Source organism: Sphingobacterium chuzhouense, assembly GCF_014692525.1.
GTDB lineage: Bacteria > Bacteroidota > Bacteroidia > Sphingobacteriales > Sphingobacteriaceae > Sphingobacterium > Sphingobacterium chuzhouense.
The window spans coordinates 105,496-126,541 of sequence record NZ_JACNYL010000003.1 but is presented as its reverse complement, the minus strand read 5'-3'; the positions used below and the strand labels follow the sequence as shown (position 1 = coordinate 126,541).

Genomic DNA, 21,046 nt, shown 5'->3' with positions numbered 1-21,046 from the left:
AGTTTAAAGTACAGGATCGTATGCTTTAAACTTTTCTTTGGGTTCAAAATAATTCCATAATATATTGGCAATATGTCTTGTCAACTCTTCCGCTTCGTTATCGCGCGTCCAACGCTGGTCTTTATTGTTCTTAGTTAAAATAGCAAAAACAAAGTCACCCGATGGAGCATGCACAAATACCACTTCGTTACGCGTTTGGTTCAATGCACCGGTTTTGGAGGCTGTTGCGATATGGGCTGGAAGCTGGGATAGGGCTTCACCGTTATAATATTGATTTTTCAAGTAGCGATACATTTTATCGGAAAGGCGAGGAGTGATGACTTTGCCCTGTCTTATTAATGTCATTAGCTGAGCAATTTCTCGCGGTGTGGTTTGTCCCCACCCGTATTTTTCCCAGATTTTCTGGCGACCTTCCGTACGTGAATTTACTTTGGTATTCGGAAGCCCCAGTTCATCCATTAACTGGTTGATTTCCGTGCCGCCACCGGCAAGTTCCTGACACCAGATCGAAGTTACGTTGTCACTATAGGTCAGCATTAACGAAACCATCGTGGATAGGTTCGTCTGTGCACTATCTTTATAAAACTGCATCAGCCCTGAACCGCCGTAAACACGTTTCGCATCGTAGATATAAGAATCATTTAATTTCAGCTTGCCTTGCTTTATTTTATCGAAAACCCCAACAAGAATAGGTACTTTAACTACGCTAGCGGTAGGAAAGATAGTATCCGCCTGTATGCTTACCGTTCTGTTTTTTTTGAAATGCTGTACGAATATCCCTACATCCCCCTGAAAATCTTTTATTTCGTTCCGTAGTATACGCTCCAATTTAGCATCCTTTTTTTGCGCATAACTAATCGATGCTGTCGAAAATAAAAGAACCATTAACAATCTGTATTTCATAGCGCTATAGTTATAATTTACGATGAGATTGCCTGACCTTGCTGTGCTTTTTGCTATAGAACCAATAAATTGCAATACCGATAATTAACCAAATTGCTAAACGTTCCCAACTTTCTACGGGTAAAGACGCCATCAAAATCAAACAGACAATAATACCTAATACGGGCACTAACGGAACTAATGGCGTTCTGAATGGCCTTTCGATTTCCGGGCTTGTTTTCCGAAGTACCAACACGCCAATACAAACCAACGTAAAGGCAAATAGAGTCCCGATACTAACCATATGCCCCAAATCGGAGATAGGAACAAAGCCGGCAAAAAGAGATACGAATACCATGAATATGAGATTCGTTTTCCAAGGTGTCTGGTTTTTAGAAAGGTCGGAGAATATTTTAGGTAGCAATCCGTCTTTGCTCATGGAATAAAACACACGGCTTTGCCCTAGCAGCATCACAAGGATAACGGAGGTATAACCGGCAATGATCGTGATGATAAGCGCCGTATTGAGAAATGTATAGCCTGTATTTGCGAATGCCGTGGCTACGGGCTTGGCATCCCCTTCAAAAGATTTGTAGTTTTCCAAACCGGTCATCACATAAGAGAAAAGGACATATAGAAGCGTACAGATAATGAGTGATCCGATAATCCCGATTGGCATACCACGTTTGGGATTTTTAGCTTCCTGCGCTGCTGTACTCACGGCATCAAACCCGATGAAAGCAAAAAACAAAACGCCCGCAGCCCTCAGGATACCGCTAATCCCAAACTCTCCGAAATAGTCACTGTGTAGAAAAGACCATAAACTCATATCGCCACTTTTTACCATTTCTTCCCCTTCGTTTGTCGGGACAAAAGGGACGTGATTTGACGAATCAATAAAGCTCCATCCCAAAGCGATAAATATCAAAACCACCCCAACTTTTAGAATAACCAGTATATTATTAACTGTGGAGGACTCTTTTGTGCCCCGCATTAATAGTAAGGATAAGAGACAAACAATGATAATAGCTGGAATATTTACATAGCCGCCTTCCCAAGGACCTTTTAAGAATTCCGATGGGATAGATAGCCCGAAAGTCATCAGGAGTTCATTGAAGTACTGCGACCAGCTGACGGCTACCGTGGCACTCGCCAATGCATATTCCAAGACTAAATCCCAACCGATGATCCAAGCCATAAATTCGCCCATCGTTGCGTAGGAATAGGTATATGCGCTGCCTGCCACGGGAATCATGGAAGCAAATTCTGCGTAACAAAGTCCGGCAAAAGAACATGCCAAAGCAGCGATGATAAAAGAAAGGATAACGGCTGGACCCGCGTTCTCGGCTGCGGCAATCCCTGTAAGGGAAAAAAGCCCTGCACCTATAATAGCACCAACTCCTAAAGAGACCAATCCGGTACTTGAAAGTGTCCGTTTTAGCGTATGCTCCCCACTTTCTCTTGCTTCTTGGATGATTTGTGGTATAGACTTTTTATATAACATAATTCTGTTGTTTATAAGGGTTGATGAAGTCTTATTTTTTCGATTTAAATTTGCTGTAAGAATCGAGTATATATACTCTCAAATCCTCTGGCGAAGCCGTTTCTATAAATTCCAACGATGGACGGAACTGCTCCCTAAAAAGCGCCATTTCCGTAACTGTAAGTGGTATAACAGCACGAATAGCCTGTTCGCTAAACAAGCGATCCACTTTTCGATTATTCTGTTCTTCCAGCAGAAGATCCAAATTTTTGCGGGCCATCTTGCTTTGTCTGCCAAATAAGCGGGAAAGCGAAAGCCTTAGTCCGCCACGCGTTTGCGAAGCTTCTGTAACCTGTCCCTCATTTTTAGCTTTTTCTATTTCGGCGGCCAGCCGACTGTCCGTAAGGCGGCTTATCACGATCTCATCGATTACAATCGACTTGCTATCGCGGACTAGGTAGATCCGTTGTACACCTTCCTGATAAATAAAGGCAGTGTCCACCTCATACCCCGGTTGGTTAAAAGTTAATAAATCGTTAATTTTTCCAGATATTGTAAAATTACCTTCTGTATCCGTTTCTGTGGTTTCGTTTGTACGAAGGTTCTTGACGGTAACTTCTCTCAACCGCTGGCTGCTTTCCAATTCATGTACGATACCCTTAATTTCCTGCGCATTTACTGAAAAGCTAAAACCTATTCCAAAAAGAAGCAGAAAGAATAGGGAAACCAAATATGATATGTTTTTCATTATATTCTCAATTATTATCATTACTCATCACTAATTCCTTGGCCAGACGTTATTTTTCGGATCAATATCCGGATAAACGTTATCTGGGTCAATGACGACTTTCGTTAGTTTTTCTGTAGATTTGAGCTTAAAACGCCAAGATATGTTACGTTGCCATATTTCTACTGGCAGCTTTTTCCTTATTTTTTCTCCTGACTCCATTGTTGCCTCGATGACGACGGGCATTGGTAATTTTTGTAGGTTGTCAATTGTGATAACGGCGCCATTTTTAGGATCTAAACCTTCGTATTCAACGGAGCGGACGGCCTGGTCTAACGCCCAATTATTTTTAAACCACCCGCGCCAAAACCACGCGAGGTTCTCACCCGTTTCATTTTCAATAGTACGGAAAAAATCATCAGGCGTAGGGTGTTTATATGCCCAGTATTCGATATACTTGCGGAAAGCCCTGTCAAAACGTTCCGCACCGATCACCTCATCACGTAATAGTCGGATGCCGTATGCGGGTTTATAATAGGCGAGGATGCCAATGTTTTTTTCTTTCATGTTCTGAGGTGTCGACATGATGGGCTCCAAATCAGGTCTGGAAAATGCGGGAGCCATACTGTTGCGGTTCCCGAATTTTTTGTGATATTCTCCCTTATTAAAGGCTTCGGTTGATATACCATTGATAAACGTATTAAAGCCTTCATCCATCCAGGCATGTAGGCGCTCGTTGCTTCCGACAATCATCGGGAACCAGTTGTGCCCAAATTCATGGTCAGTTACACCCCATAAATTACCTGCTTTTGCCGTATGGCCGCAGAAGGAGATAGCGGGATATTCCATACCTCCAACGTTGGAGGCTACATTGACAGCTACCGGATAAGGATACTCAAACCACTTTTTACTGTAATGCTCGATAGATGCTTTCGTATATTCCGTTGAACGCTCCCAAGCATTGCCTCCATTGCTTTCAACTGGATACGCAGATAACGCCAAAGCGCTTTTACCGCTAGGGTTGTTTATTTTTGCGCCATCTATAATAAAAGCTTTTGAAGAGGCCCAAGCGAAATCGTGGGCGTTATCCAGCTTATATTTCCATGTTAGGCGTTTTTTGTTTGGACGTGATGCAGCGTTAGTTACCTCTTCTGCTGATCGGATCAAGACCGTTTTTTCACTTCCAGAGGCTTGTTTATACCGGGAAAGCTGCTCGGACGTCCACACTTCGTTAGGGTTAAGGAGCTCTCCGCCGGCTACGACAATGTGGTCGCCTGGAGCATCAATCTCCACTAAGTAATCACCAAATTCAAGGTAAAATTCACCTGGGCCGATATAGGGTTCTGTGTTCCAGCCCAAAACATCGTCATAAACACATACCCGGGGATACCACTGGGCGATGGTATATATCTTTCCATTTTTAGTATCCAATATTCCTGTACGGTCGGCTCCATATTCCGGAACTGTATAAGAAAATTCCATTTCTAAGCTGAGCGAATTGCCACCAGCTTTTAATACTTTAGGCAATTCCAATCGCATCCGCGTATCAATGACTTCGTAGGATGCCTTCGAACCGTCTGAAAAATGAAGATTTGTTAATTGAAACCCTCCTTTGAAGTCAGATTCTGCAGAGCCGTAGCGGCTATCTTGCAACGGAATAGTAGCTTGTCCCCGTGAATCTTCATGAAAGAGGTTTTGGTCGAGCTGAAACCAAAGATGTTGTAAATCGTCCGGACTGTTGTTGGTATAGTGGATGGATAAACGTCCAGAAACCCGGTTTGTTTGTTCATCTAAAGATACTTTGATGGTATAATCCGCCCGGTTTTGCCAGTATGCATGCCCTGGTTTTCCGCTGGCGGAACGATAAGGAGAGCCATTCTGCGTATAAAAAATAGGGTTAAAAGCTTCTGTATAATCGTAGACGCTGTTTGTTTGTGCACTTAACTGACCTGCCACCAGCAACACAGCAGCAAGCGATGTGCAAATAATTTTTTTTATCATAGTGCTATTTAAGTTTTGCCCGGTATTCCTCTTCATCGAAGCCTAATATAATACCTTTAGGTGATTCTATTAAGGGTCTTTTAATCATACTGTTATTATTTAAAAGAACTTTGTTCGCCGAATCGGCATCAACTACGGCTGCCTGATCTTCGGAACTTAGTTTCCGCCAGGTTGTTCCTTTTTTATTGACTAAGGATTCCCACGAAACCTCTTTCTCCCACGTCTCTAGTTGCTGCAATGTTGTAGGTTCTTTTTTGTAGTCATGAAAGGTATAATCAACTTTGTTTTCATCCAGCCATGTCAATGCTTTTTTTACTGTATTGCAATTCTTAATTCCGTATACCTGTAGTGCCATTAGCTATTCTTTTAAATTTGTTGATGTGATAAAGATATTAATATTATTAAAAATAGCGGTATTTGTTATGGAAATCGTCATCCTCTTTATTTCCTTTTTACGGCAACTTTTTGAATTCATAGCCTTACCAAAGAAAAATATAACGCGACAAATTCGCTTTGTTATCAATATAAAAAGAAAAAATAGGACGATGTCGGGAAAAAGTAGTCGTATATTTTTCGAATTTTTACAATCTTACTTTTTTTTACGTATACAATTCACAGCTGTGTATTTTTTACACTAAGTGTTGCGTGGTACAAAAAAACTCCATACCTTTAGTCTCGAATAACACAAATAATAGAAAAAATATGAGCCTAAAAGATTTTAAGGGTGTTTTAACTGGTGATCAAGTACAAGAACTTTTTGAGATTGCTAAAAAACATAAATTTGCTTTACCTGCGGTAAATGTGATTGGGACAAATTCAATCAATGCCGTTATGGAAACAGCAAAAGCTGTCAACTCACCTGTCATTATTCAATTATCAAATGGGGGAGCACAGTTTTATGCAGGTAAATCATTGAACAATGATGGATTGCAAGCCTGTATTTTGGGAGCGGTATCGGCTGCACAGCACGTACATTTGCTAGCGGAGCATTATGGAGTGGCTGTTATATTACATACAGACCATGCGGCTAAAAAATTATTGCCATGGATTGACGGTCTTTTAGATGCGGGCGAAAAATTCTTTGCACAACACGGAAAGCCATTATTCTCTTCACATATGTTGGACTTATCAGAAGAGCCGATCGAAGAGAATATCGAGATTTCAAGAAAATATTTAGAGCGCATGAAGCCGCTTGGCATGACTGTCGAAATTGAATTGGGTGTGACGGGAGGAGAGGAAGACGGTGTCGACAATACGGATGTAGACAGTTCGAAATTGTATACGCAACCAGAAGAAGTAGCTTATGCTTATGAAGAGTTATCAAAAGTATCAGATAAATTTACAGTAGCTGCGGCATTTGGAAATGTACATGGTGTATATAAACCAGGTAACGTGAAGTTGCAACCGGTTATTTTGCATAACTCACAAGAGTATATCCGTGAGAAATTTAACCTGTCTGCGGAGAAACCGGTCAACTTTGTTTTCCACGGCGGTTCAGGTTCTTCACCGGAAGAAATTGCAGAAGCTATTTCTTACGGAGCTATCAAAATGAATATCGATACCGATATGCAATGGGCGTTCTGGGATGGTGTTCGTGCTTATGAAGCAAAAAATCGGGATTACTTGCAAGCACAGATCGGTAACCCGGAAGGTGCAGATTCTCCGAACAAAAAATATTACGACCCACGCGTGTGGCTACGTAAAGGTGAAGAGACATTTGTAGAACGACTAAAACAAGCCTTTAACGAATTGAATGCTATCGACGTAAATACGAAACTGTAAGTATTTATTGCCGGTTTACCCTATAACTTAGCTCACAGTCTAAAACTGTGAGCTATTTTTTATTCTTCGTTTTCTTAAAATACCTTAATAAATTTTTTTATATCACTCTTTTTGCTATATTTATAGAAGAACGATATAGATGATGAATAAGCAACGGTTTTTGAGTTTTTTAGAGTTTGAGAAACGTTATTCTGCTCATACCATTTCGGCCTATGCGTTGGAAATAGATCGTTTTCTAAACTTTCTATTAACTGAAGAAATTGCTTTTGAAGCAGTAGATTATCGAATTATCCGACATTATCTAGCGATGATGAAAGAGAATGGTAGACAAGCTTCAAGTATCAATCGCTCTATATCGTCCTTACGTTCTTTTTATAAATTTTTAGTCAGAGAAGACTTTGTGGCTTCAAGCCCTATGCAGCTGGTTCATGCGCTCAAAACCCCTAAAAGATTGCCTGTAGTGGTCGAGCAGGAAAAAATGGTGGATTTGCTAGATATGGGCGGTACGGATCCGGAAAGCTTTGAGGAGGCACGCGACTTCGTCATTTTAGAGTTGTTGTTTGGAACGGGTATACGGTTATCGGAATTGCTTGCCATTCAAGAGCGCAATATCGATACCTATAACAAACGGATACTCATATTTGGAAAACGAGGAAAGGAGAGGTTAGTGCCTGTGCACCAAACACTGTTGGAAGAAATTCGACGCTATTTGATGTTGAAATATGCGCAAGATTTTAAAAACAAATCAACCTATTTAATCGTTACCAAAGAAGGAAAGCAGGCTTATCCCTCGTTGATTTACCGGACAGTACGGCGGTATCTGGGACGTATCACTTCCCAGCAGAAAAAAAGCCCACATGTGTTGCGACACACCTTTGCCACCGCACTTTTGAATAATGGGGCAGATTTGAATGCAATAAAGGAATTACTGGGTCACGCTGGTTTAGCGGCAACGCAAGTTTACACGCATAACTCTGTGGAAAGATTAAAATCTATTTATAAACAAGCCCATCCAAAGGCTTAAACAAAAAAGGAGGAAAAATGAACATTACTGTGCAATCTATCAAGTTTGATGCTGATCAAAAGTTAGTTGAATTCATCAAGAAGAAAACAGCTAAACTAGAGCAGTTTTTGGACAACATCATTGAAAGCGTATGTTATCTTCGTCTGGAGAATGTAGACGATGAAGCCAACAAGGTGGTAGAATTGAAGATGAACATACCGGGTAACCAGTTATTTGCCAAAGCACAGGCGAAAAGTTTTGAAGAAGCAACCGACATTGCTGTAGAATCACTACGGCGACAGATCAATAAACATAAAACAAAAACTAGGACAGCAGTAAGTAACCACAAGGAGCTATTGAGCGATCCCGAAGAGGAATTTTAAAAAGCAAAATGGAAAAAAGGTAAAGCTGATCGAAAGATCAGCTTTTTTTATTTACTTTCTCTGCAATTTATTTGGATTGAATCTGAATAAGATATATATTTGCTCAGCGAATTTCAAAAGAACGATGATTTGTCCATTATCACAAGTAGAAGAAGTATTTAAAACAACACATGGAGCAGTATACCAATGTAGTCGAAAAAACTGCTATTGGCTAGAATTTCAACAAACAACTACTGCATTTAAAATCTCGGATTTTTTCCTGTTTAAGAAACGTATAGATACTTTGGATATCACCCGTATGTTAGCTGACACATCACGTGCTGCTGATTTTGAGATTATAATGCCACACCGTACCGAAAGATGCTTTCTCCTTTCCGTGCAAGATATTTTAAACTTAAGGGAAGTTTTAACTGGTGCAAAGTTTATGATAGAACTGAATAGCGAGATAAAAAAGATTCTTCGCAAGGATGCTCTGCTTGCTATTTAACTCTTTTAATTGTACTGATTCTAAACAAGTTAAGGTCGATTTTCTGTAATTTAGACTTAATTTGTATTGCACTTTATTTATCTGTTTTGCGCTTTCTTGATTTATCTTTGCATAAACAATGTGAGGGATACATTGTTATTTTGTAAGTAAAGGTGTTTAAGATTAAAACAAAATAAATATGAAAGATCTATTGAAATTAAAATCTTCATTATCGGAGGAAATAGAAAATATATTAAATGCACAGGTAAAGGTAGAAGCACATGCATCAGCACTTTATCTAGCGATGTCGTCTTGGTGTGATGATCAAGGGCTTGACAATTCAGCAACATTTTTTGCTAAGCAAGCGAACGAAGAACGCGAGCATATGTTAAAACTTTTCAACTACATCAATAACCGTGGTGGACGCGCCATTTCTCCTGAGATAACGAATATACCCGTGGACTTCGAATCTTTCCGTGGTGTCTTTGAGCAAACATTAGAACAGGAAATGCACGTAACAGAGCAGTTTAACAATATTGCAGACAGATGTATGAAGTCTAAAGACTATGTTACGTTCAATTTTGTACAATGGTTTTTAGAAGAACAGGTGGAAGAAGAATATGTAGCCCGTCGTATCTTGGAATTGTTTGATGTGATTGGTGAAGATGGTACAGGCCGTTGGGAAATTGATAAGCATTTGGTTAAAGTAACATTTGACGGAGAGTAATTCCTGAAAAGAACTACGTAAGCGGGTCGTTTCGAAATGGAATGACCCGCTTTTCTTTTATACGCAATAACCGTGATATAACGTTATTATATAAACTTTTATTGAATTTCATTTTTTTTGGTATATTGACGAAAATGCGTAAACGTTAGTTTTTTGTGAGACATCATCGGTATCTTATATTCCTGATTGCAACGCTCTTTTTTATTGGGCTGGGTTCGGTTGGAGCAAAAGCCCAAACGGAGTCACGCCAGATTCAGGGATTTGTGGTGGATACCGCTGGAACGAGACTAAAAGGTGTCACGGTACGATTGACAAGTACACAAGACACGGTTACGGCTATAACGTCGAATGCGGGATACTATCGTGTTAAAGATGTTAAAGGTTCGGATATCCGGATTTCTTACAGCATGTTGGGTTATCAGATTGTCAACAGAACACTGTCATCCCAAAATTTATCAAGCTTTATTGTCATGCCCAATGTGGTATTACGACCGCAAAGTTCATTAATAGAGGGCGTATACATTGTAAAGACTATTCCGGTAGTTTACGCCGGTGATACCATCCAATATAATATGGATGCGTTTAACTTTCGGGCGAATTCACTTTTAGAGGAGGCCCTGAAGCAATTACCGGGTATCCAGGTTTCTCGCGACGGTACGGTATACGCACAGGGGAAACCTATTTCATCTGTACAGGTGGACGGTAGAAAATTCTTTGGAGGCGATGTACTGACGGCCACCCGCAATTTGCCCGCTGATTTTATCAAAAGCATACAAATATTAAACCATCGCGATGATCATGCAATAGATAGAGGATTTACGGCGGAAGACCCGGAGAAAATTCTAAATATCGTCCTTAAAGATGACCGGAAACGTATTTCTTTTGGCCAGTTAACCGGAGGGGTAGGAACGAGGGAACGCTATATCGGCAGTGGGGGATTTAATCGCTTTGATGACGGACAGGAATTCTCGTTGATAGGGTCCATCAATAATACCAATACGAGTTTATTTTCGTTTGGTTCGCCGACCGGGATTGGAGAAAGAGAAAAATCACTGTTTGATGTCAATGATTTTGTAGATCCCACAGACGGTCTTAATAATATAAAATCATTGGGATTTAGCTTTTCGGACAATTTGGGGGAACATACACAGTTCAATGCGAGTTATAGCTTCACCAGGAAAGAAAACGTTACGGAGGGGAATTCCATTCTGAGCTCGGATTATGTCGGTAACCGGATTCGGAATAAGGAAGACTATGTTATAACTAATAATGATAATTTTCATCGACTCACAGCTGAACTTAAACACCGTTTCAAGAATCACGATATCTTGGAGGTAAAGCCGGTATTTTCATACAACGAAGTTTCTGTTTGGAATCGGAGGACCAGGTTGGTTGAAAATAACAATATAACTAACGATGGAAAATATCGAGATTCATCTTCGCACAAAAACCCCAATTTGGATCTTGATATATTGTACGCTAAAGCTTTTAAGAAACAGGGTAGAAAGTTATTGGGAAGTATTTCCTTTAATTTTAATAGCCAACGTAAATTAGAGGAGGTGTGGGATTATTATGTATCCGTTGATTCAACACCAGTGGACCCAATAATAAGTCAATTCGAGCAACGATATTTCATTCAGCAACGTAATGGTACAGATGGTGCCAGAGCTTCACTATCTTTTGTTGAACCGTTTTCCGAATACAGCACATTAGAGTTTCTGTATAATTATGAAATAACGGACATGACTACACAGCGAATCGTAGAAGACAAACTTAAATTTAGGGAACCTGACGATTTTTTCTACGTAGATTCTTTGGGTGTGAATTACAATTATCGCTTTAGAAATAGCCGTATGGGATTGAATTACCAATACACGCCGAATAAAACTTTTAAAGCCAATATCGGGTTTGCCGTGCAACCTGTTCGGCTGACAAGCTTTCTTCCGAGGGAAGACATGCAATATACATATGAAAACGTTAATCTGGTACCTACCGCAGGTTTTAAATGGAAGTTAAATGATGAAGCAGACTGGAGCGTTGATTATGTAGGTAAAAACAATCAACCCAACCTTTTACATATTATCCCTATACGTGATAACAGCAACTCACAAAATATTATCGTAGGAAATCCAGAACTGAAAGCAGAATTTTCAAATCGGATTAGTACAACATTACGAAAATTCGTTACATCGAGAGGTCAATATTTTGAAACGAATTTTGCTTACAATTATGTAGTTAACAAAATTGTTTCCGATAAAAAAGCATTTTCTGGTTCTACCATTCAGGAAACAACGTTTAAAAATACAGATGGGTATTATGATATTAAATGGTACTATCTTTTTAATACGCCGTTGTTTAATGAGAATGTACAATTGGATATTAGCGGGAACGTAGATTATTACAATAATTTATCGTATATAAACGATAAACGAAATACAACGCGGCAGTTTATATACTCACAGTCTGCTCAATTACGTTATACATGGAGCGATTATTTTGAATCCATGTTTAATGCTAACTATCTTTTAAATAACGCGAGCTATACATGGCCTATTTCTACAGAAATTACGGGTCATAGCTTATTGGCAAGCGCTGCCACGAAAAGCTATTTAGGAGAGCACGTGACATTGGGAACAGAGGTGTCACAACGATTCAATTCTGGCTATGCCAGTAGTTTCATGAACATCAATCCTACAATCATCAATGCTTATCTGGAATTTTCGTTTTTACAGAATAAAAGAGCATTGTTACGTCTTCAAGGATTCGATTTGTTAGATAAAAATAAAAATATGGGTACGTATAGTGAATACGTAGGTAACGATATCTACGAAGCTAAAAATAATCGGCTTGGGCGTTACTTCATGGTTACATTAAACATGCGTTTGCAGAAGTATCCCAAAAAAAAATAGTATGATGAGAGCAATGGTCATTACAAAACCCGGTGAACCTGATGTTTTACAAGTTCAAGAACGTGCTATACCTGCGATTGCGGAATGTGAAGTATTGATCCATGTTAAAGCAGCCGGAATAAACCGTCCGGATATTTTTCAGCGTAAAGGGAACTATCCTGCCCCCGCGGGTACAGTTGAGGATATTCCTGGACTTGAAGTGGCAGGAATTATTACCCAGCTGGGCACGGAAGTAACAGAAAGGAAAGTAGGAGAGAAGGTATGTTGTTTGGTGGCAGGTGGGGGGTATGCGGAGTACGTAGTCGCCCATCAGGATATGTGTCTTCCCATTCCCGAAGGAGTCAGCTTTGAAGAAGCAGCGATTTTGCCGGAAACAGTATACACTGTTTGGGATAATGTATTTCGTCGCGGTGCATTGCGGAAAGGCGAATCGATTTTAATCCACGGCGGAGCCGGCGGTATTGGTAGCACTGCTATACAGCTTGCAAAGGCTTTTGGAACAAGAGTGTTGACGACTGTTAGCTCTGATGAAAAAGAAGCATATTGTCTGCAATTGGGCGCTGATAAGGCTGTCAATTACAGAGAAAGTGATTTTCGGGAGGTTTTACAGGAAGAGAAAGTAAACGTAGTTTTAGACAGTATAGGTGGCGATTATTTTCAAAAAAACCTCGATTTGTTGGATACGGATGGTCGTCTGGTGTATATCAACGCTATGAAAGGACATAAAGTGGAGCTTAATATTTTGAAATTAATGCAAAAACGTATTCTAATAACGGGAAGTACATTACGTGCTCGAGAGCTTTCTTTCAAAATTCCACTGACAGGGGAAATACATCAGCATGTATGGCCACTTATTGGAAAATCTTTTCGACCACAATTATTTAAAGTATTTCCTTTGGAAGATGCAGCAGAAGCACATGAATTGATGGAGAATGGTGTATTTTTAGGAAAACTTGCACTTGTCATTTGATCACTTTTTTGACAGAAAAAAAAGCGGACGTAATCAAACGTCCGCTTTTTCTTTAATAGGAGAACGTTCATAAGCATGTTCAAAATACTTTCCTAACGTAATTGTCCTTTGGATATCCATTTGGTTAATATAATTATGAAACATACCCTCTGAACCATGTCCAGTAGCTTCCATTAATAACGGTGTTGGTATCTTACCATAAAAATTAGATGCAAAACTGCGTCTACCTATATGACTGGATATCGCTTGCCATTTTGGGATTTGGAGTGGTTTGCTACGATGGCCGGATCGCTTGTTGTAATATACCAACGTATGTATATTTGCTAATTTGGCAATTTCTTTTATTTGTCTATTGTATAGTTGCTCCGATATTTTGGGCGGAAACTTGTTCGGATATTTTTTTATAATGTGGAGTACTTCCGGGTGGAGCGGAAGTAAAATATCCTTTCCGGTTTTCTGCTGTTGAAATGCGAGACATTTTTTGCCTTTTATCGTTTGCAACATATCCGATCTAAAATTCATGAAATCTGATATACGTTGGCCCGTATAGCAACTAATTAAAAGCCAATCTCTTGCATATTGCAATTCAGGTAGGATAACGGCTTGTTTTATACTGTTCAACTCTTCTTCCGTTAATGTAACAAAAGGTGTCTTCTTTTTTATCCTGGGCAATTCTAACTCGTAGGCAAAGGTTCTTATTCCTCTTTTTTCCAAGAAATTAAGCACCGTCTGAATGAAGGATATCGTGCGGTAAAGCGTACTTGGAGAATAATTTTCTTCTGTTCCAAACTGGAAGAACTGTTTTACAAAGGAAGCGTTAACCTCCTTTATCTTGAAGTTTTTCATGGCATATCCTTCAAATCGTTGGACGAGGCGCAGAAATACATGATACCGTTTCAATGTGTTCGGCTCGATGATGTGTTTCCGGCTTTCGATATACACTTGGATTTGGTGTACAAGATTGTCTCCCTTTACAGTTGATTTTTGCCTATAGGCTTCTAACATGCAGGCTTGCACACCTTGCCGGATATCGGTTTTGATTACTTTTTCGTCCCTTAACCAATTGGCTACTGTAATTTTGATTCTGTTCAAACCGTCATAGATAATCTTCGCATTTTTCGTGTACGGGTTTTCCGGACGTTGTTCGGCATAATTCCATTCTTTCTCTGTGATTTGATAAGGGGTGTCGAATGTGTAGACACCTTGTGGTAAATGTAGGTGTAAGCAGATTGCATTTTTCTCCACAGAGAATCTTATATCAAATGTTTTCATAAGGATGTGGATTGTTTTTTTACAAGTAGTGTCGCGAAGTTAGGTAAAAAATGTAGTCCTACCGAGACTACTTATGACTAAAACAAATATAATAAAAAATTAGGTTAGCGGTGTTTTTCAATTAGACGAGTAAAATTTTATTATCTGCTTCGACTAACCTAACGTGTTGATTGGAAGTTTTTAAATATTTTCATTATAGTCTCGGTAGGACTACTTATGTAATAGATGATATAATCTATCCATAATTTTAAATGAAGAAGTCTAAAAAGGAAATACAACTAGAAGCGGTAAAAGCAATTGTTTCGGGGGAATTGCTTTTAGAAGAGGCTATGGACAAATACAGTGTTAAAGATAAACGGACGATGCTGGCCTGGATAAAAAAGACAATGCCACTTCTGAAGGTTTCAGAGCCGACTTCGAGTAAGAGATCCAAAACTCTTTTCGATTTGCCTATGGAAACCCCTTTGTTGCGTGATACCAATTCAGATTTATACCACCAAGATATATTGAAGGAGAATGCGTTATTAAAAAGAGTAATAAACCTGCAAGATAAAGTTCGTGAACTTGAGGAAATGAACGGGCAATTGGTAAAACATCGGAACTTTCTGATGGAAAAAGTAACCTCCCTAGAATTAAAGATCCAATTAAAAGATAAAGAAGCTAGGTAGTATTTCTTATATTTAGATGCTAAGAATTTTTCATTTAAGAAATACAGATATGGAAACTATAAAGTGGGGAATGATCGGTGTGGGTGATGTAACGGAGGTGAAGAGTGGTCCAGCTTTTTATAAAACACCGCATTCTTCATTGCTAGCCGTTACTTCCCGTACAAGAGAAAAAGCGGAGGATTACGCACGTCGACATCACGTATCTAAAGTATATAATGATGTAGCATCCTTATTGGCTGATCCCGATATTGACATTGTTTATATTGCAACACCTCCAAGTACACATAAAGAATATGCACTACAGGTGATACAAGCGGGAAAACCCGTATATGTTGAAAAACCAATGGCAATGTCGCTTAGAGAAGCGAAGGAGATGTATGATATGGCAAAGCAAAAAGGGGTTGCGCTATTTGTTGCTTTTTATCGTCGAGCGTTACCCTATTTCACGCAGGTTAAACAGTGGATCGACGACGGAAAAATTGGTACAATACTGACTGTAACTGTCCGATTGATACGTGCGCCTTATCTTTCCGATTTAGATCCCGATACGCATACTTGGCGCATTAAAAAAGAAATAGGAGGAGAAGGATATTTTGTTGATATGGCACCTCATACACTTGATATATTAGATTATATTATCAGTCCAATAGCAGACATAAAAGGTTATACAGTCAATCTTGCCGGAAATTATGAGGTGTCCGATAGCGTTTGTGCAAGTTGGCAACACGATAATGGGGTGTTGGGAACGGGAGCATGGACGTTTTCCAGTGTGAAAGAAGCGGAACAAGACGAAATTGTCATTACAGGGACAGCAGGCGAGATACGCTTTAGTACTTTTGATTTCTCGCCCGTAACCTGGATAATGCCATCAGGTACACAGTTTTTTGATTTCGAAAAGCCAAAACATATCCAACAGGCCCTGATAGAGTCTATCGTAGGGGAATTGCGTGGTGAGGGGCGTTGCCCGTCAACCGGAGAAAGCGCTTTAAGAACAACAGCCGTAGTAGAAAAGGTTTTTACAATTTAAATGCCTGCCGGGCAAGAAGCTGCCAGCTACCATTCGATTTCACCCATGTCAACATGATGCCTAAACGAATACTGGCAGGGCCTTTTCCTGGATCATTAGTTTTCGCATTTAGTGTATGGCGGACGATGGCTGTGTTATCTTGTAGATACACAGTTTGTTCAGAAATCTGAATTTCTTCGAAGACCGAAGCTCCCGAAACGAGCGTATTTACAAATTGCTCTTTTGTTTCTATGGTGCCACTGGAATGTCCGTAGCTAAGTTTGTCTGATGTAAGTTTATTTAATACTTGCGCCGTTGGTTTTAACATGGCTTCAGTAAGCGCTTTCGTCGCATTTTCAACCTCTTCTTGCAAAGATCTTTTTTCTTGAGCGGATGTTTCGGAAAGTATGGTCGCCATAACGATAGTTAGCATAACTAGGGATACTTTATTATATAACGTCATATAATGTGATGTTTATTCGATTATCGAATTTAATAATTCTCTTTCTATAATCCAAGATATTATTTCTTAAATCGAAGAGACAGATGCCTGAATTTTTTGGGATTCAAGCTGAAAAATGTTATATTGTCTATATCTTATTATCAACAACATGGAGACTAATAGATATCAAATTCCGGAAAAAACAGCAGGTTATATTCAAATAGAAGAACAATATGGTGCCCACAACTACCATCCATTGCCAGTTGTTTTAAATAAGGGGCAGGGACCATTCGTTTGGGATGTGGAAGGCAAGCGTTACTATGACTTTCTATCCGGTTACTCGGCGGTTAACCAAGGACATTGTCACCCAAAGATTGTCGAAGCTTTGACAACGCAAGCAAAAAAATTAACACTGACCTCGAGAGCTTTCCATAGTGATAAAATGGCAGAATACACCCAATATATTACACGGTATTTTGATTATGATAAAGTGTTACCCATGAACACCGGGGTGGAAGCGGTGGAAACAGCTCTAAAATTAGCCCGTAAATGGGGGTATATTGTAAAAGGTGTGCCGGATGAACAAGCTAAGATTGTCACGGTAGAAGGAAATTTCCATGGTCGTACCATCAACGTCATTTCATTTAGTACAGATCCCACGGCAAGGGCTGGTTTCGGGCCTTTTATGCCGGGATACGTCACGATTCCATATAACGATCTAAATGCACTCCGCGACGCGTTTGCAGACGAAAATGTCGTGGGGTTGTTGATTGAACCTATTCAAGGGGAGGCGGGAGTCTTTGTTCCCGATGACGGTTATCTGGCAGCCGCTAAGGCGCTGTGTGAAGAACATCGCGTGCTATTTATTGGAGACGAGATTCAAACGGGTTTGTCGAGAACAGGAAAATTATTAGCTTGCGATCATGAAAATGTCCGGCCAGATATTCTTATTTTAGGGAAAGCCTTGAGTGGCGGAGTTATGCCAATCTCTGCGATACTTGCCGATGATGAGATTATGTTGACGATAGCGCCGGGTGAACACGGTTCTACCTATGGAGGTAATCCCTTAGCTTGCGCTGTCGCTATAGCTTCACTAGAGGTCTTGAAAGAGGAAAAACTTGCGGAACGTGCAGCAGAACTTGGTATATATTTCCGTTCGGCATTAAACACCTTGACGCATCCGGCAATCAAACAGGTGCGTGGAAAAGGACTTCTTAATGCCATTGTCATTGATCATCCAAAAGATAATGCTGCTGATATTTTGTGTTTGGAACTTTTGAAAAATGGATTGTTGGCAAAACCTACGCACGGCGACAAGATCCGTTTTGCACCACCCTTGGTTATCTCTAAAGAAGAATTAGAGGACGCTATTCGCATTATCCAAAAATCATTGGCAGTATTGGATGAGTCAAAATAAAGACACGCCTATTGTGAACGTCAAAAAAGATGGGTATTTTTAAAGCAATTTTATTTAATAAATAAGACATTTATGAGAAAGATTTTTTTATCAGTGGTAGCAGGTACTGCCATTTTATTTGCTTCTTGTGGAGGAAATTCTTCAAAGACGCAAGTATCCGAAAAACAAGAAGTGGCTGAGAAACAAGGAGATGTATATGTTGCTAATGTAGAAGCTTCTGAGGTGAATTGGAGAGCGACACATAAAGGTGGTCTTGCTCCTCGTTGGGGTACGCTCTCGATAAATTCCGGTGAATTATCAGTTGCAGACGGAAATGTTAATGCAGGTGATTTTACCATTGATATGAAATCCTTGCAAGTTGACGCTGCTTCGGTTACCGAAGCGGATAAAAAAGCTAGTGATTTACAAAATCACTTGAAAAGCGAAGACTTTTTTAATGTTGAAAAACATGCGACTGCAACCTTCCATATTACACAGGTTGCCGACTTGGATTTATCTACTGTGAAGGATGCCGTGGATGGCGCAAATAAACTCGTTAGCGGTAATCTTACTTTATTGGATAGCACATTGAACGTGTCTTTTCCTGCTAAGATTGATGTTCAAGACGATAAAGTGGCCGTAGAGGCTAAATTTACGGTAAATCGCGTAGATTGGGGTATCAAATTCGGTACTTCGGATTTGGACCCGGCGGAGTGGGGAATAAGCAGGGACATCGAAGTTGGAGTTAATCTAGAGGCTGCAAAGCAATAATAGATGTTATAACATATTTTTAAAAATGCCTCCAGATAGGAGGCATTTTTTATATGTATGATATTACCTTTCCAAATAAAAAGGGCTTTCAAACGGGGAGAATGAAAGCCCTTAACTAACCAATTATAAACCTAAATTATGAAAGTACAAATATAGTGTATTTTTTACACTAAGTCAAGCTGTTTTCATAATTAGTTTCTCCATATTCTGTAACATTTTTATGTTGTATTAATAAGTTTGCGGTTAAATATTAACCGAGTATATTATTAGTAAAGCGCATTTTTATTCCCATTTGAAAGTTACCGATCGTCTTAAATATCTCCCTTAAGGTAGCCTTTTCAATTTTGGTTAATGTGTTAATACGGATGTAGTTATTAGGATCTGACTTCTCCACCAGTATCTGATTAGCTTGGTTTTCCAATCTCAACGCCATTAAATAATAGTAGGATTGATAAAGTTCATGGTATTGTTGAGGCGTGAAGACACCCAATTCCATCAGTTTCTTTAATCTCTCTCCCGTGTTTTCCTGATATATTCTTTTTTTAAGCGCATATACCCTAACCAAATCTACAATTGGTGTCATCGCATTTTTGATATTGAAAACCTCGGCCTTGCCGATAGTCTCCGTTTTAATATTCTTAAAGAACGTTAGGGGAGGCTCATATTGCAGCGCATTTTTTGCGGTAAAAGCAAAAAAACGATCGTTTGGCTTTTGAAGTTCGACTTCTAAAAATTGTTTGAGCTCTTCGATAATGTTTTTTTCGCCATACAGAAAACGGCAGTCAAAAAATGTCGAGAATTTGATTGCATTTTCGGGTACACTTTCCTCAATCCACTTTTTATAGTTGCGTTTCCAATGTGATAAAGAATGGGTCCACTCAGGATTGCTGGCCATGTATCCTCCTTCGCAATAACTGAAGCCAATTTCATTTAAATAATCTGATACTTTTTTTGCGAAAGTGAGGAAGTATTTTCTAACCATTTCCCGTTGTTCGTTAGCCTTATCTTCATAGATAATGGCGTTGTCTTGATCGGTTTTTAAGGTTTGTTCTTTTCTCCCCTCACTTCCTGTAACCATAAAGACAAACTTAGCTGGAGGTTCGCCCATTTCCCGAATTACACGTTCAATAACTTTAATGGCAATAGTATCCGCTATCGTTGTAATAACCTGATTGGTAATCTCAGCATTAATACCACGACCTAATAGTTGTTTTATGATTTCCGGCACATAATTCCATTTTTGACGTAATTCTTCGATCGTTTCCGCCAACTTTACGGATTGAATGAAGACTAGCGGCGATTGTCCCTGTTCGCTTAATATCCGGTTTCGACTCAAGAAACCCACGTACCGTCCGTCTTTTTCGACTAAAAGGTAGCGGGTTTTCGTACTAAACATCATGAGCACAGCTTCATAGAGATAAGCTTGATGAGATATCGATACGATAGGATTATCCATCACCTCGGCAATTGATGCATTGACATTAATACATTTAGCAATAACGTTGTCACGGAGGGTCATGTCGGTGGCATAGCCTATGATGTCTTGGTTTTCGTCCCGAATAAAGAGGCAACTTACGCGATTGTCAGCCATATGTTTCGCAGCTTTGTAAATAGGCGTGTCTGCGGCACAAGATACAATGTCTTTATAAGCTATCCCATCTATTTTGCGGGAATAGAGCTGCTCAGCTGCGATATAACTTTCTTCAAAAGAAGCCGGGGTTTTTACAAAATGTGAAAATTCTTCATCCAGCATTTTTTTTCCAAAATCGGTTGTGTAATATTGGAAAAAATCGTCGTAAGCATGACATAATTCAAGAAATTCCTTACGTGGTAAATTATATACAACCGTGCCCTTTTTCGCCATGACCGATTTTAAAGCTTTCGTTCTGTTGAGGAGAATGGAAATCCCCCCAAAGCAATAAAGAGGATGGTGTATCTCAATCGAACGTTTGTTTTCGGACGAGTCGAAAAAAAAAGTCTCATATTCTCCCTTGACGATAATGTCGACACCTTTTACCTCCGTTACTTCTTGTCTATAAGCAAGCGTATCTCGCGTATAAGAAGTTTGTATCAACGATTCAGAAATACCTCGAAGTACGCTCTCCGGAAGGATATCAAAAGGTGGTGTATTTTTTAAAATTTCAATTAAATTTAGCAT

Annotated in this window: 19 protein-coding genes; 11 read left to right on the top strand and 8 right to left on the bottom strand. The window is 39.6% G+C overall.

The genetic code is table 11. From position 1 onward, the window contains the following. Positions 1 to 3: 3 nt before the first annotated feature. From H8B21_RS12560 to H8B21_RS12540, 5 genes are read right to left on the bottom strand one after another with little or no spacing between them, the layout of a single operon-like run. Positions 4 to 903, bottom strand: a complete 900-nt coding sequence (locus H8B21_RS12560; protein ID WP_190314132.1) for a serine hydrolase — start codon at positions 901 to 903, stop codon at positions 4 to 6. 10 nt (positions 904 to 913) lie between these two features. Continuing rightward, on the bottom strand, positions 914 to 2,386 hold the full coding sequence (locus H8B21_RS12555; protein WP_190314131.1) for an amino acid permease: 1,473 nt from the start codon (positions 2,384 to 2,386) through the stop codon (positions 914 to 916). Between the two features lie 31 nt (positions 2,387 to 2,417). Further along, on the bottom strand, positions 2,418 to 3,113 hold the full coding sequence (locus tag H8B21_RS12550; protein ID WP_190314130.1) for a hypothetical protein: 696 nt from the start codon (positions 3,111 to 3,113) through the stop codon (positions 2,418 to 2,420). Between the two features lie 30 nt (positions 3,114 to 3,143). After that, positions 3,144 to 5,093 (bottom strand): M1 family metallopeptidase, encoded by a 1,950-nt coding sequence (locus H8B21_RS12545; RefSeq protein ID WP_190314129.1) that lies wholly within the window; start codon positions 5,091 to 5,093, stop codon positions 3,144 to 3,146. Between the two features lie 4 nt (positions 5,094 to 5,097). Further along, positions 5,098 to 5,448 (bottom strand): ArsC family reductase, encoded by a 351-nt coding sequence (locus tag H8B21_RS12540; protein WP_190314128.1) that lies wholly within the window; start codon positions 5,446 to 5,448, stop codon positions 5,098 to 5,100. Between the two features lie 347 nt (positions 5,449 to 5,795). On the opposite strand from H8B21_RS12540, the gene fbaA reads away from it, so the two are divergent. From fbaA to H8B21_RS12505, 7 genes are all read left to right on the top strand, one after another. After that, positions 5,796 to 6,875 carry a class II fructose-bisphosphate aldolase gene (fbaA, locus tag H8B21_RS12535; RefSeq protein WP_190314127.1) on the top strand — a complete coding sequence of 360 codons (1,080 nt, stop codon included), beginning with the start codon at positions 5,796 to 5,798 and terminating at the stop codon, positions 6,873 to 6,875. A gap of 139 nt (positions 6,876 to 7,014) precedes the next feature. After that, positions 7,015 to 7,899: a tyrosine-type recombinase/integrase gene (locus tag H8B21_RS12530; RefSeq protein ID WP_317170393.1), complete on the top strand. Its 885-nt coding sequence runs from the start codon at positions 7,015 to 7,017 to the stop codon at positions 7,897 to 7,899. Positions 7,900 to 7,916: 17 nt separating this feature from the next. Continuing rightward, entirely contained in the window at positions 7,917 to 8,261 is a 345-nt protein-coding gene (gene hpf / locus H8B21_RS12525; protein WP_165292979.1) for a ribosome hibernation-promoting factor, HPF/YfiA family, read from the top strand. A gap of 124 nt (positions 8,262 to 8,385) precedes the next feature. Continuing rightward, the gene (locus H8B21_RS12520; protein WP_190314126.1) at positions 8,386 to 8,748 is read left to right on the top strand and encodes a hypothetical protein; all 363 of its coding nucleotides are present in this window, start codon (positions 8,386 to 8,388) and stop codon (positions 8,746 to 8,748) included. A 178-nt stretch (positions 8,749 to 8,926) separates the two neighbouring features. Beyond that, positions 8,927 to 9,454, top strand: coding sequence for a ferritin (locus H8B21_RS12515; protein ID WP_190314125.1), 528 nt, complete (start codon positions 8,927 to 8,929; stop codon positions 9,452 to 9,454). 155 nt (positions 9,455 to 9,609) lie between these two features. Then, entirely contained in the window at positions 9,610 to 12,363 is a 2,754-nt protein-coding gene (locus H8B21_RS12510) for a TonB-dependent receptor (protein WP_317170392.1), read from the top strand. 1 nt (position 12,364) lies between these two features. Next, the gene (locus H8B21_RS12505; RefSeq protein WP_317170391.1) at positions 12,365 to 13,333 is read left to right on the top strand and encodes an NAD(P)H-quinone oxidoreductase; all 969 of its coding nucleotides are present in this window, start codon (positions 12,365 to 12,367) and stop codon (positions 13,331 to 13,333) included. A gap of 33 nt (positions 13,334 to 13,366) precedes the next feature. On the opposite strand, the gene H8B21_RS12500 is transcribed toward H8B21_RS12505, so the two are convergent. After that, positions 13,367 to 14,605 carry a tyrosine-type recombinase/integrase gene (locus H8B21_RS12500; RefSeq protein WP_190314124.1) on the bottom strand — a complete coding sequence of 413 codons (1,239 nt, stop codon included), beginning with the start codon at positions 14,603 to 14,605 and terminating at the stop codon, positions 13,367 to 13,369. Between the two features lie 251 nt (positions 14,606 to 14,856). On the opposite strand from H8B21_RS12500, the gene H8B21_RS12495 reads away from it, so the two are divergent. Further along, positions 14,857 to 15,273 carry a hypothetical protein gene (locus tag H8B21_RS12495; protein ID WP_190314123.1) on the top strand — a complete coding sequence of 139 codons (417 nt, stop codon included), beginning with the start codon at positions 14,857 to 14,859 and terminating at the stop codon, positions 15,271 to 15,273. 49 nt (positions 15,274 to 15,322) lie between these two features. Then, positions 15,323 to 16,300, top strand: a complete 978-nt coding sequence (locus tag H8B21_RS12490) for a Gfo/Idh/MocA family protein (RefSeq protein WP_190314122.1) — start codon at positions 15,323 to 15,325, stop codon at positions 16,298 to 16,300. Here the strand turns inward: H8B21_RS12490 and H8B21_RS12485 are convergent. Then, entirely contained in the window at positions 16,290 to 16,742 is a 453-nt protein-coding gene (locus H8B21_RS12485) for a nuclear transport factor 2 family protein (RefSeq protein WP_190314121.1), read from the bottom strand. The genes H8B21_RS12490 and H8B21_RS12485 overlap by 11 nt on opposite strands. Before the next feature lie 148 nt (positions 16,743 to 16,890). On the opposite strand from H8B21_RS12485, the gene rocD reads away from it, so the two are divergent. Both rocD and H8B21_RS12475 read left to right on the top strand, forming a co-directional pair. Continuing rightward, positions 16,891 to 18,138: an ornithine--oxo-acid transaminase gene (rocD, locus tag H8B21_RS12480; RefSeq protein WP_190314120.1), complete on the top strand. Its 1,248-nt coding sequence runs from the start codon at positions 16,891 to 16,893 to the stop codon at positions 18,136 to 18,138. 72 nt (positions 18,139 to 18,210) lie between these two features. Then, positions 18,211 to 18,888: a YceI family protein gene (locus tag H8B21_RS12475; protein ID WP_190314119.1), complete on the top strand. Its 678-nt coding sequence runs from the start codon at positions 18,211 to 18,213 to the stop codon at positions 18,886 to 18,888. Positions 18,889 to 19,138: 250 nt separating this feature from the next. Here the strand turns inward: H8B21_RS12475 and H8B21_RS12470 are convergent, their stop codons facing one another. Continuing rightward, the gene (locus tag H8B21_RS12470) at positions 19,139 to 21,046 is read right to left on the bottom strand and encodes a DUF294 nucleotidyltransferase-like domain-containing protein (protein ID WP_190314118.1); all 1,908 of its coding nucleotides are present in this window, start codon (positions 21,044 to 21,046) and stop codon (positions 19,139 to 19,141) included.